This is a genomic window from Shigella dysenteriae (assembly GCF_022354085.1).
Classification (GTDB): domain Bacteria; phylum Pseudomonadota; class Gammaproteobacteria; order Enterobacterales; family Enterobacteriaceae; genus Escherichia; species Escherichia coli.
The window spans coordinates 4,287,004-4,299,086 of record NZ_CP055055.1; the positions used below are offsets into that span (position 1 = coordinate 4,287,004).

Annotated in this window: 9 protein-coding genes; 1 reads left to right on the plus strand and 8 read right to left on the minus strand. The window is 53.1% G+C overall.

What is annotated here, in order from left to right:
• Positions 1-17: 17 nt before the first annotated feature.
• Positions 18-191 (minus strand): p-hydroxybenzoic acid efflux pump operon protein AaeX, encoded by a 174-nt coding sequence (gene aaeX, locus HUZ68_RS20460; RefSeq protein WP_239593968.1) that lies wholly within the window; start codon positions 189-191, stop codon positions 18-20.
• Positions 192-373: 182 nt separating this feature from the next.
• Between aaeX and aaeR the strand changes: the two genes are divergently transcribed.
• Positions 374-1,303 carry an HTH-type transcriptional activator AaeR gene (gene aaeR / locus HUZ68_RS20465; protein WP_000440317.1) on the plus strand — a complete coding sequence of 310 codons (930 nt, stop codon included), beginning with the start codon at positions 374-376 and terminating at the stop codon, positions 1,301-1,303.
• Between the two features lie 127 nt (positions 1,304-1,430).
• On the opposite strand, the gene tldD is transcribed toward aaeR, so the two are convergent.
• The 7 genes from tldD to mreB form a co-directional block, all read right to left on the minus strand.
• On the minus strand, positions 1,431-2,876 hold the full coding sequence (tldD, locus tag HUZ68_RS20470) for a metalloprotease TldD (RefSeq protein ID WP_000055909.1): 1,446 nt from the start codon (positions 2,874-2,876) through the stop codon (positions 1,431-1,433).
• A 338-nt stretch (positions 2,877-3,214) separates the two neighbouring features.
• Complete coding sequence (gene yhdP / locus HUZ68_RS20475; protein ID WP_033814977.1) at positions 3,215-7,015, minus strand: AsmA2 domain-containing protein YhdP; 3,801 nt, start codon at positions 7,013-7,015, stop codon at positions 3,215-3,217.
• Positions 7,016-7,082: 67 nt separating this feature from the next.
• A complete protein-coding gene (rng, locus tag HUZ68_RS20480) occupies positions 7,083-8,552 on the minus strand; it encodes a ribonuclease G (protein WP_000123197.1) in 1,470 nt (489 codons plus the stop codon).
• A complete protein-coding gene (gene yhdE, locus HUZ68_RS20485; protein ID WP_000203106.1) occupies positions 8,542-9,135 on the minus strand; it encodes a nucleoside triphosphate pyrophosphatase YhdE in 594 nt (197 codons plus the stop codon). Before yhdE ends, rng begins: the two co-directional genes overlap by 11 nt.
• A gap of 8 nt (positions 9,136-9,143) precedes the next feature.
• On the minus strand, positions 9,144-9,632 hold the full coding sequence (mreD, locus tag HUZ68_RS20490) for a rod shape-determining protein MreD (RefSeq protein ID WP_000179409.1): 489 nt from the start codon (positions 9,630-9,632) through the stop codon (positions 9,144-9,146).
• The gene (gene mreC / locus HUZ68_RS20495; RefSeq protein WP_000802516.1) at positions 9,632-10,735 is read right to left on the minus strand and encodes a rod shape-determining protein MreC; all 1,104 of its coding nucleotides are present in this window, start codon (positions 10,733-10,735) and stop codon (positions 9,632-9,634) included. The genes mreD and mreC overlap by 1 nt, the downstream gene beginning before the upstream one ends.
• A 65-nt stretch (positions 10,736-10,800) precedes the next feature.
• The gene (gene mreB, locus HUZ68_RS20500) at positions 10,801-11,844 is read right to left on the minus strand and encodes a rod shape-determining protein MreB (protein ID WP_000913396.1); all 1,044 of its coding nucleotides are present in this window, start codon (positions 11,842-11,844) and stop codon (positions 10,801-10,803) included.
• Positions 11,845-12,083: the final 239 nt, after the last annotated feature.

Consider the following 12,083-nt stretch of genomic DNA (forward strand, 5'->3'; position numbering starts at 1 on the left):
AAAAACACCATCATACACTAAATCAGTAAGTTGGCAGCATCACCCAACGCCGGATGCCAGACAAAGTCGTAGATACCTGTTGGCACAAGTACCCGGCGCACCAGCCAGAAAATCGCCAGTGATAAAAGCAATTCAAAAAATATCGGTGGGAAGGACAGCCCAAACACCACGATAACGGGAAACAGACTCATGTTGACCTTGGTTGTATAGAGAGAGCAGGCGTTATTATTTTCAGCATCTGTCGCCGCAGAGAAGGGCATGGAAAGCCGGGCGAGAGCAACATTGCTGTAGATTGATATTTAATATATTAGCGTAACTGTTATGCTGTTATCTATATTATGTGATCTAAATCACTTTTAAGTCAGAGTGAATAATGGAACGACTAAAACGCATGTCGGTGTTTGCCAAAGTAGTTGAATTTGGCTCTTTTACCGCCGCCGCCAGACAGCTACAGATGAGCGTTTCGTCCATCAGTCAGACGGTGTCAAAACTGGAAGATGAGTTGCAGGTAAAGCTGTTAAACCGTAGCACACGCAGCATTGGCCTGACCGAAGCCGGTAGAATTTACTACCAGGGCTGCCGTCGTATGCTTCATGAAGTGCAGGATGTTCATGAGCAACTGTATGCCTTCAATAACACCCCCATCGGGACGCTACGCATTGGCTGTTCTTCAACTATGGCACAAAATGTTCTCGCCGGGCTGACAGCCAAAATGCTGAAAGAATACCCAGGTTTGAGCGTCAATCTGGTTACCGGAATTCCAGCCCCCGACCTGATTGCCGACGGTCTGGATGTGGTGATCCGCGTCGGCGCGTTGCAGGATTCCAGCCTGTTTTCCCGCCGTCTTGGCGCGATGCCAATGGTGGTGTGCGCCGCGAAAAGCTATCTCACACAATACGGCATACCGGAAAAACCCGCCGATTTAAGTAGCCATTCATGGCTTGAATACAGCGTGCGGCCCGACAATGAATTTGAACTGATTGCACCGGAAGGGATCTCGACTCGCCTGATCCCGCAAGGGAGATTTGTGACTAATGATCCGATGACGCTGGTGCGCTGGCTAACGGCGGGGGCCGGGATCGCCTACGTGCCGCTGATGTGGGTGATCAACGAGATCAATCGTGGGGAGCTGGAGATCCTGCTGCCGCGTTATCAGTCAGATCCACGCCCGGTTTATGCGTTATATACCGAAAAAGATAAGCTGCCGCTGAAGGTACAGGTCGTGATCAACTCGCTGACGGATTATTTTGTTGAGGTCGGTAAATTGTTTCAGGAGATGCACGGGCGCGGGAAAGAGAAGTAATTCATATTGTACTGTTACGTTGTACAAACCTGTGCCAACGGGTTCCCCTCACCCTAACCCCAGAGGAGCGAGGGGACCGTTCGTGCACGTAGAAAGATTAATTATCCTTCTGAAAATAATGAAATTATTACGCAGTACCGCCAACAGTCAGGTTATCGACTTTCAACGTCGGCTGGCCCACACCAACCGGCAAACTTTGCCCTTCTTTACCGCAGACACCCACGCCGTTATCCAGTTTCAGGTCGTTGCCAACCATCGAAATCTGCTGCATGGTTTCGATACCGGAACCAATCAACGTTGCGCCTTTCACCGGCTTCGTTACTTTACCGTTTTCAATCAGATATGCTTCTGAAGTGGAGAAAACGAATTTGCCGGAGGTGATATCCACCTGACCGCCACCAAAGTTCGGTGCATAGATACCGTACTCAACGGATTCAATAATTTCCTGCGGGGTCGATTTACCCGGCAGCATATAGGTGTTGGTCATACGCGGCATGGGCAGATGGGCGTAGGATTCACGGCGACCGTTGCCAGTCGGCGTCATCCCCATCAAACGCGCGTTGAGTTTATCCTGCATGTAGCCTTTCAGAATGCCGTTCTCAATCAGCACGTTGTACTGGCCTGGCGTACCTTCGTCATCAATCGCCACCGAACCTCGGCGATCGACCATCGTGCCATCATCAACCACGGTACACAGTTCTGAAGCCACCAGCTCCCCGACCTGTCCACTAAATACTGAAGTGCCACGGCGGTTGAAGTCGCCTTCCAGACCGTGACCTACCGCTTCATGCAACAGCACGCCCGGCCAACCTGCGCCAAGTACTACCGGCATGGTGCCCGCTGGTGCAGCAACGGCAGAAAGATTGACCAGCGCCATACGCACTGCTTCTTTTGCCCATGCATCCGCACGGACTTCGCCGTCAAGATCGGCAAGGAAGAACTCATAACCAAAACGACCGCCGCCGCCACTGGCACCGCGTTCGCGTTTGCCATCTTCTTCGACCAGAACGCTCACGGAAAGACGCACCAGCGGACGGACATCCGCCGCTAGCGTGCCGTCGGTGGCCGCAACCAGAATTAATTCATAGACACCACTGAGGCTGGCAGTCACTTCCTGTACGCGCTTGTCCGCTTCGCGGGCAACCTTATCGACGCGACGTAGGATATCCAGCTTCTCTTCACGGCTCATGCTTTGCAGCGGATCTACCGAGGTATACAACGGGCTATGCTCTACCGCGCCCAGCGTCTGTACTTTGCCATCACCACTATCACGGACGATGGTGCGCGCCGCTTGCGCACTCTGTTCCAGCGCCAGCAGGCTGATTTGGTCAGCGTAAGCAAATCCGGTTTTTTCACCGCTGATTGCACGCACGCCAACGCCCTGATCGATGTTGTAAGAACCATCTTTAATAATACGGTCTTCTAAAACCCAGGATTCGTGATAGCTCGACTGAAAATAGAGATCGCCATAATCAAGGCGACGTTCGGCCAGTTGACCGAGGATCGCGAACAAGTCCTGATGTTTCAGGCCGTTCGCCGCTAGCAATTGTTCACTTACCAGGTTCAGACTCATCGTTTTTGCTACTCGTTAGTTACTGCAGTAGAGGATTTTTTACGGCTGCCGGATGCGGCGTAAACGCCTTATCCGGCCTACGATTATGTTCCGGTTTGTAGGCCTGATAAGACGCACAGCGTCGCATCAGGCAACGGCTGTCGGATGCGGCGTAAACGCCTTATCCGACCTACGGTTATGTTCCGTTTGTAGGCCTGATAAGACGCACAGCGTCGCATCAGGCAACGGCTGCCGGATGCGGCGTAAACGCCCTATCCGGCCTACGGTTATGTTCTGGCTCGTTGGCCTTTGGCAACGATTATCTTATGAGATTGGGGCAATTACGCGCCCTCGTCAAATCATTGCGCTTTTTCTTTACGCGGTTGGCGCAACACTTCGTTGATTTGCGGATCGTCCAGCGGACCCGAAATGTGATAGCGCAAAATGGAGACTTTGCTCCACAGCGGCCCCAGCACTTTACTGGCGGCAAACACTGCCGCGCCAACAATGGGGTTAACCGCAAAAGCCGCAGCCACGCCCACCGTCGCAGAAATCTCTGGTGCGACAACCGCTTCCATATTCAGGTCGCGACGTACCAGATTTACCGACCCTTTCATGGCGATATCCGCCTCCAGGCCATCCACCAGCGTGTCGTCGGTGTGCATAACGCCGTCTTTAATCCACGCGGTGCTGCGAATGGAGTCAAAATAGAACCCTTCGCCAAAAGTGTCTCTGAAATCAAAACGCAGCTTACGCATCAGGGCATCTACGCTCAATAAGCGCAGCAATTGCCCGGCATGTCCGGTATTGATTTCGGTAATTTCGCCTTTACCCAGTTGAGTATGAATGATGCCATTCAACGTCGCCTCATCTGGCTGCCACGGTGCTTTACGCCAGTGTAAATCGTAATCCACATTAAATGACGACTGCCGTATGGGCGTCGTGACACCAAAAAATTCTGCGGCGGCATCAATTTTCTGCCCGCGCAGTTTTCCTTTCAGCGAGGTACGTTCATTCCCCGGATTGTTAATCCATTCACCATCGGCAGTGAGCCGCGAAAAACCAGTATCAATCAGTCCATTAGTAAGCGTTAATGTATTGCCAGAAATGGTGATATCACTGTCAATGCGCCCGAATTTTTGCCCCCAGAACCAGCACTCTGCGCATCGTATTTGGGCGTCCGGCCAGCCACGGAAGTTAATGCGTTCCGTTGTCGGGAAAGGTGATGACTGTGTTGAATCACCACGAGTTTTCGCCACGCTCGGGTTGTAATAAAGATATTTGATATTCGCCAGCCACGGCGCGTTATTACGCATCGCCAGCGTGGCGTTGATTTCACGCCCTTGCGCCTCAACCTGGGTGCCATTTGCCGTCGGTTGCGAAACAATACTCAGGTTATTCCATTGCTGATTTCCCAGCGACAACATAGGCGTACGTAACGTTATGTGTTGTGGGAAACTCGCTGCACCACCGACACTCTCCGCCGCACCTTTCTGAAACAGGGCCAGCCACTCGGCACCATTCATCGGCGGCATATTGAGTTCAACACCACTTTGTTCCGGCAACGGCGGGAGCGTTTTACTGTCTGCCGCCCAAATAGCACGATCGAGCGTCAGCTTTTGACCGAGCAACCAGCGGCTATTGAAATGGTTATCCGCACCAGCCTGTCCGGTTAATTCAAAGCTGTTGAGATTGCCATCAACCTTAACGTTTACCGCTAGTGGTTCACCCGCAGGTTTGGCTAACGGTGAAGGTAAGTGACTGCTCACATTCTTCAGATCGCCGTTCAGCTCTACGTTATAGGTCGCGCCAGCATGATAAGGCAGATCAATGCCCACTTTACCATCCCACGCCACGCTGCCACTCAATGCTTCGTTCACCGCTGCAGGCAGAACGCCGGTTTTCGCTGGTTGCCAGTTACCGTTGAGATTCACCGCGACCTGGTAGGCTTTTGCCCCTTCTTTGGTGGAAAAATCCACGTTCAACGGCTGATTAAACCAGCTTGCTGTCAGTGGTTCACTTTGCAGATCGCCATTGATAAAGCTGAATTTACCGCTCAAATTTTTCAGGGTGCTGTCGAGTGGTTTGATAAACAGACTGTTATTACGCAGCGTCACATCACCTTTCGCGGTTACCAGTTCGCCGTTCAGCGGGATATCAAGATGTAAGCGAGCATTCACATCGCCGTCGAGCTGGAGTTCTTGCAGGGTCGCACCCAGAGAATCTTTCAGCGGTGTCTCATCAAAGTAAGGGCCAACGGCTTTACCCGGACCTTTAATGTCAGCGTCAATCAGCAGTTTTTCTTTCGAGTAGTCAGGGATCACTGCGGTGAGATTACTCGCGCGCACGCCGCCCAGATTAACGCCATCGGTTTTCATCCATAAACCGTCGTTAATAAAGTCCAGTTCAATATCAAGGTTAGTTAATGCAGGCCAGTCCGGCTGGAAGGCAAACTTCGCGTTGCGCAGCGGCACCAGCACTTCAAACTGACCTTCGTTGTGTTTATAGGGGAAGAGTTGCGGATTGCCACCATAAACCAGCGTCGCGTTATCCGCTTCACCGCCCTGAATCGCGCCACTTAAGTAATCAACCAGGTCTTTACCCATCAAGTTTTCCGGGAAATAGCGCCAGGCTTGTGAACCATCATCGGTACTGATGCCAGCCAGAATACCCAGCCAGGGTTCATCGTTAGCAGGTTGCAGGTAACGAAAACCGCCGCGCGCATGGACGGCTTTGGCTTTAACGTCAATATTACGCCCATCCAGCTGGAAACCTTTGTCATTGTTCAGCCAGCTTATAGTTGCCTGGCCGTCGGCGATTTCCAGTGGCGCACGGAATACCGTTTCGTAAGGCATCTTTGCCTGCTTCATCGACGCGGTAAGCAAACCATTTTCAACGCTGCCGGAAAGCGTCCCGGAGAAGTGTTCCGCACCCGGTAATAATTTCCATTGCTTCCAGGCCAGATCGCTCCACGATGCCTGAAAACGGGTCTTGTCTGCCGCCTGAAGCGGGATATCCAGCGCCAGCGTGTTAATCTTGCCGCTCGGTTGTGTGGAGCGCCAAACATCACCCAGTGCAGGTGAAAGTTTCGCGGCCAGCGGGCGTATGCCCTCCAGGCCTGCCAGCTCCAGATTACTGGCGCGAATCCGGAGTTCGTCACTGCGTTTATTGTCTTTGCCGCCAACGTCCTGTTCCGGTATCCAGGCCAGCGTCAATGCTCCGCTCGGCCAGGGTTTGCCGTCCATCGTGATCCGTGTATCGGGAACAGAGAACTGCCATCCCGGATTTTCACGCGTAATATGCGCGGTCAGATTATCCACCGACAGCGTATGCGTTTCCTTCTCGCCCAACCAGCTGGCACCGCCCTGTTTCAGCCAGACGTCGCCACCGGTTACATCGCCTTTATCGATCGTCATCCAGCCTTCAAGGGAGAACTGCGCCGTTTCCAGCGCAATATTGTCCTGCATCCATTTACCGAGCCACGGCTTCAGGTCGATGTCATCCGCCTGGAGCCAGACGCGACCATTGCTTAACAACCCCTCATCATCGCGCAAATCCATGCGCACCTGCATTACGCCGTGCTGTCCGGTAAGGCTGGAGAGGCTTACCTGGCCTTCCGCACGGTGTCGACGAGGATCGTTCAGCCAGGTGAGTTGTGGGATCGCCAGCTCGGCGCGCTGACCGGATGGCGTCAGGAAACTGACTTCACTGTCGCGGAGATCGAAATGGTCAAATTGACGAAGAAACAGATCGCTGATGTGACTGGCTTCCAGACTGTCATCGCTACCACCGCTGGTGATAGGAGTGTTGGTGCGAAAGCGCAGCTGCCAGAAAGTGAGATCGCGAAACTGCCAGCGCATATGTAACAGGCTCTGCCAGACATCCAGCGCCAGAGTAACGCGTTTAACCGAAAATTCGCCGCCATCTTTTAGTTCTACACGGATGTCGTGTGCTTCAAGCGTCGGGCCAAAATTCTGCCAGCTGGCTGAGAGCTGACTGGCTTCTACCGGCATGCCAGTCGCGGATTCTATTTTGTTGAGGATTTCCGGACGCCAGGCGTCAAGATGCGGTAAAGCAATACGCAGGCCGCTAACCAGCAGGGCAGCGATCACAACGAGCGCGGCTCCAGTAAGCAGTAAAATCCCCGGCAATCGCCTCACCCGTCACTCCTTGTCTGCTAAATATGTGACTCAAAAACCCTTTGCCGGATGGCGGCCCAGCATCTGTTTACATCATTACGACGTCAAACTGCTCCTGGTTATAGAGCGGTTCAATTTGTACTTTAACCTGTTTACCAACGAAAATTTCCACTTCCGCCAGCGAGTGTGACTCTTCGCCTTTCAAGGCTTCAGCTACTGCCGGAGAAGCATAGACCAGGAAACGGTCGGAGTCGTAAGCATGGTGGACACGAACAATCTCGCGCATGATTTCATAGCATACCGTTTCCACGGTTTTCACCGTTCCGCGACCGTGGCAGGTTGGGCATTCGTTACACAGTACGTGCTCAATGCTTTCGCGGGTGCGTTTACGCGTCATCTCCACCAGCCCCAGCGCCGAAAAACCATTAACGCTGGTTTTCACCCGGTCTTTGCTCAACGCCTGCTCCAGCGAGTGCAGCACTCGGCGGCGGTGATCTTCATTATTCATATCGATGAAATCAATAATGATAATCCCGCCCAGATTGCGTAACCGTAACTGGCGAGCGATAGCCTGCGTCGCTTCAATATTGGTATTGAAAATGGTGTCGTCAAGATTGCGATGACCGACAAACGCCCCGGTATTGATGTCCACGGTGGTCATCGCTTCGGTCTGGTCGATAATCAGATAGCCACCAGATTTCAGTTCTACTTTGCGTTCCAGCGCTCGCTGGATTTCGTTTTCGACATCAAAGAGATCGAAAATCGGCTGACGTCCGGTGTAATGCTCCAGCTTGCTGGTCATCTCGGGAATGTACTCCGAGGTGAACTCAAGTAATGCTTCGTAAGTCAGGCGTGAGTCAACGCGAATGCGGTCCAGTTCGGCATCGGCGAAATCACGCAGAACACGCTGCGCCAGCGCCAGTTCGCCGTACAGCTGATAACGGGTCTGCGGGCGTTTTTTACGCTCCATAACTTTGGTCCAGACGCGTTTCAGATAAGCGGCATCGGAGGCCAGTTCAGCCTCGCCAACACCTTCCGCTGCGGTACGGATGATAAACCCGCCCTGCTCGTCGCAATACTCTGCGACCACTTTTTTCAGGCGTTCACGTTCTGATTCGCTTTCAATTCGTTGGGAAACCCCAACGTGAGAAGCCCCTGGCATAAAGACCAGATAGCGAGAAGGCAGCGTGATATCGGTGGTCAGGCGCGCCCCCTTAGTGCCAAGCGGATCTTTCACCACCTGCACCATCAGATCTTGCCCCTGACGAACCAGTTCCGAGATGTCGCGCACCGTGAATTGCTTTTGTTCTTCACCCGCCACACATTCGGTGTGCGGCATGATGTCAGATGCATGAAGAAACGCGGCTTTATCCAGCCCAATATCTACAAAAGCCGCCTGCATACCCGGAAGTACACGACTTACACGACCCTTGTAGATATTGCCTACTATTCCGCGTCGCGCCTCACGTTCAATATGAATTTCCTGCAGAATACCGCCATCAATATACGCCACTCGCGTTTCCGAAGGCGTTACGTTTACTAACAATTCAGCCGTCATGTTTATCCCTTTTCTCACGCAGTGCGTTAAAATTACTTAATAATTCATACGTTTCAACCAGCGGTAAGCCGACTACGGCGTGATAGCTGCCATTTATCTTCCTGACAAAACAGCCACCCAGCCCCTGAATACCGTATGCACCTGCTTTATCTAACGGTTCACCGCTGGCGACATAGCCCGCGATGTCTTCGTCTGTTAACGTTCTGAAAGTCACATCGGTGACCACCAGGCAATCGAGAATGTGCTGGCTGTCGGCCAACGCCACTGCCGTCATCACCTGATGGGTCTGACCCGATAATTTGCGCAACATCTGCGCCGCATGCTCTGCGTCGCGCGGTTTCTCCAGCACTTCTCCGTTCAGGATAACGATAGTATCCGCACCCAGCACCGGGAGATCCTTCGCCGTTTGCGCGACACCTGCCCGTGCTTTCTCGCGCGCCAGACGCACAACATACTGCTGCGCGCTCTCCTGCGGCTGACGCTGTTCCTCAATGCCCGTAACAATACGTTCAAAGGTCACACCAAGTTGCGCAAGTAACTCCTGACGACGCGGAGAACCGGAAGCTAAATACAGAGAAGTCATAGAAACCTTTATTGCACTGCAAACTGCTGACGGACTTTACGCATCAGCAAGAAAATCCACGGCCAGAGCACCCCATTGACTACACTACTCCAGAACACTTCCGGTCTGAAAGAGACGTTAATCACTAAAAACTCTGCCCAGAAAACAATAATATCCACCACCAGCGAAAGCAACATGACGACCAGCGCCTGCTGCCATAATGCGAGGTTACGGAAAAGCTGGTATTTCAGCGCCACCAGGTAAGCAATGATGCTCATCGCCAATACGCGTACGCCAAGCGTCGAGCCGCTGATCAGATCCAGTATGGCACCCATCACAAAACCTGTGCCCACATTTACGCGATGGGGCAAGGCCAGGATCCAATACAACAAGATGAGTAACACCCAGTTTGGCCGGAAAACAATCAGGTTATCCGGCCAGGGCATGATTTGCAGCAAAAGCGCAATGAGGAAAGAGAGCCAGATTACCCAGCGTCCCTGGCTACGATAGCTCGCCACTATTGCCCTCCCGGCGCACGCGCAGGCGGTTGAGCACCACTTTGCGGCGGCGTAGCCCTTTGTGGAGAGCGATTAGCAGCGGGCTGTGTCGGCGCAGCAGGCGCAGTAGCTGCATTTCCTGTCGTGGGTTGCTGCGGAGTCGGCTGAGCGATCCCCGTTGCCGGTTCAGGTAACTTTGGCCCCATCGCGTCTGGCGAAGGCAATACCTGCGGCATCATCTGCATCAGACGTTCATTAGCAACACGATGCACCTCTTCCGGCGTCATCGGGTTAGCGCCGTTACGATCTGCCCCCCACAGCAGCAGCAGATAACGCAAACGTTGCAGCCCTGCCGTCGGACGCGCCTGAATCACAGTATAAGCGCGCTGGGTATCGAGTTTTACGGAAGAGACAACCGCGACCGGATAGCCTTCCGGGAAACGACCGCCCAGACCGGAGGTCACCAGCACATCACCAACACGAATATCCGTATTCGCTGGCAGATGCTCAAGCTGCAAATCATCCGTACAACCGTTACCGGCTGCAATTACGCGGATATCGTTGCGCAGCACCTGGATTGGCAGCGCGTGGGTCGCATCACAAATTAGCAGCACGCGACTGGTCAGTTTAGCGACGGCCACCACCTGACCAACAACACCTTTGTCGCTGATGACCGGCTGGCCTTCATAAACGCCATTAACGCTACCTTTATCGATAACAACTTGATCGCTATAAGGATCGTTAACCGTGGAGATAACCTGAGTCACCATTTTCTGCTCATCCTGACGCAGCGGGGAACCCAGCAGCTCGCGCAGACGCGCGTTCTCCTGTTTGTATTGTCCAAGCATCAGCAGTTCACTGTTTTTCAGCAACAGTTCCTGACGTAACGCCCGATTTTCAAGTTCTAGTTGGTCACGCGAGGCCAGCGTCTGCGATACGCCATCCAGCAATTCACGAGGAGCATTGGAAACAAAGTAGAAAGGACTGACGGCGGTATCCATATAAGTACGGATTTGACTGAACGTCCCCAGGCGGCTGTCGGCAATAATAATGCCGAGCGCCACCAGCACCGCCAGAATAAGGCGAATCTGTAGCGACGGGCCACGGCTAAAAATTGGCTTCATAAGTTATGCGTATTCTCGTATCAGACCAGGCAGGGTAAACAGACGCTTCCCCTGCCTGCATCCGATTACTCTTCGCTGAACAGGTCGCCGCCGTGCATGTCGATCATTTCCAGCGCTTTGCCGCCACCGCGCGCCACACAGGTCAGCGGGTCTTCAGCAACAACGACTGGAATGCCGGTTTCTTCCATTAACAAACGGTCAAGGTTACGCAGCAGTGCGCCACCACCGGTGAGTACCATGCCGCGCTCGGAGATGTCGGAAGCCAGTTCCGGCGGGCACTGTTCCAGTGCAACCATTACCGCGCTCACAATACCGGTCAGCGGTTCCTGCAGTGCTTCGAGGATTTCGTTGGAGTTCAGGGTAAAACCGCGTGGAACACCTTCTGCCAGGTTACGGCCACGAACTTCGATTTCACGGACTTCATCGCCCGGGTAAGCCGAACCGATTTCGTGCTTGATACGTTCTGCGGTGGCTTCACCGATCAGAGAACCGTAATTACGACGCACATAGTTGATGATAGCTTCGTCGAAACGATCACCACCAATGCGCACGGAAGAGGAGTAAACCACGCCGTTCAAGGAGATAACAGCAACTTCAGTGGTACCACCACCGATATCAACCACCATAGAACCGGTCGCTTCAGAAACCGGCAGGCCAGCACCAATTGCGGCAGCCATCGGTTCTTCAATCAGGAAGACTTCACGGGCACCAGCGCCCTGCGCGGATTCACGAATTGCGCGGCGTTCAACCTGGGTCGCGCCAACCGGTACACAAACCAGAACGCGCGGGCTTGGACGCATAAAGCTGTTGCTGTGCACTTGTTTGATGAAGTGCTGGAGCATTTTTTCAGTCACGAAGAAGTCGGCGATAACGCCGTCTTTCATTGGGCGAATGGCAGCAATATTGCCCGGCGTACGGCCCAGCATCTGCTTCGCGTCATGACCTACTGCAGCTACGCTTTTCGGTGAACCGGCACGATCCTGACGAATGGCCACCACGGAAGGCTCATTCAATACGATGCCTTGTCCTTTTACATAAATGAGGGTATTCGCAGTACCCAGGTCAATGGACAAGTCATTGGAAAACATGCCACGAAATTTTTTCAACATACTAAGGGATAATCCTGAAAGCTGGGGCGGAAAAGAAAATCCGCTTACTTTACCAACCACACGCAGCAGCGACAAGGCGCAAAAATCATCTGCTACGGTGAAAATTAGTGCAGTTCGTTTCCTTTGTTACAAATCTCTGCCTGAGTCCAGAAAGGCTTAATGCATCAGCAGCATTCCTCGCCTGTTTGCAACCGCGTAAGGTCATTCATCTGCATATGTGCTGCAACAATCTGGCGAGC

Excerpts from the sequence above, each read along its gene's own strand:
- yhdE (WP_000203106.1), bottom strand. The coding sequence starts at position 9,135 with ATGACTTCTCTGTATTTAGCTTCCGGTTCTCCGCGTCGTCAGGAGTTA.
- aaeX (WP_239593968.1), bottom strand. The coding sequence starts at position 191 with ATGAGTCTGTTTCCCGTTATCGTGGTGTTTGGGCTGTCCTTCCCACCG.
- aaeR (WP_000440317.1), top strand. The coding sequence starts at position 374 with ATGGAACGACTAAAACGCATGTCGGTGTTTGCCAAAGTAGTTGAATTT.
- tldD (WP_000055909.1), bottom strand. The coding sequence starts at position 2,876 with ATGAGTCTGAACCTGGTAAGTGAACAATTGCTAGCGGCGAACGGCCTG.
- mreC (WP_000802516.1), bottom strand. The coding sequence starts at position 10,735 with ATGAAGCCAATTTTTAGCCGTGGCCCGTCGCTACAGATTCGCCTTATT.
- rng (WP_000123197.1), bottom strand. The coding sequence starts at position 8,552 with ATGACGGCTGAATTGTTAGTAAACGTAACGCCTTCGGAAACGCGAGTG.
- mreB (WP_000913396.1), bottom strand. The coding sequence starts at position 11,844 with ATGTTGAAAAAATTTCGTGGCATGTTTTCCAATGACTTGTCCATTGAC.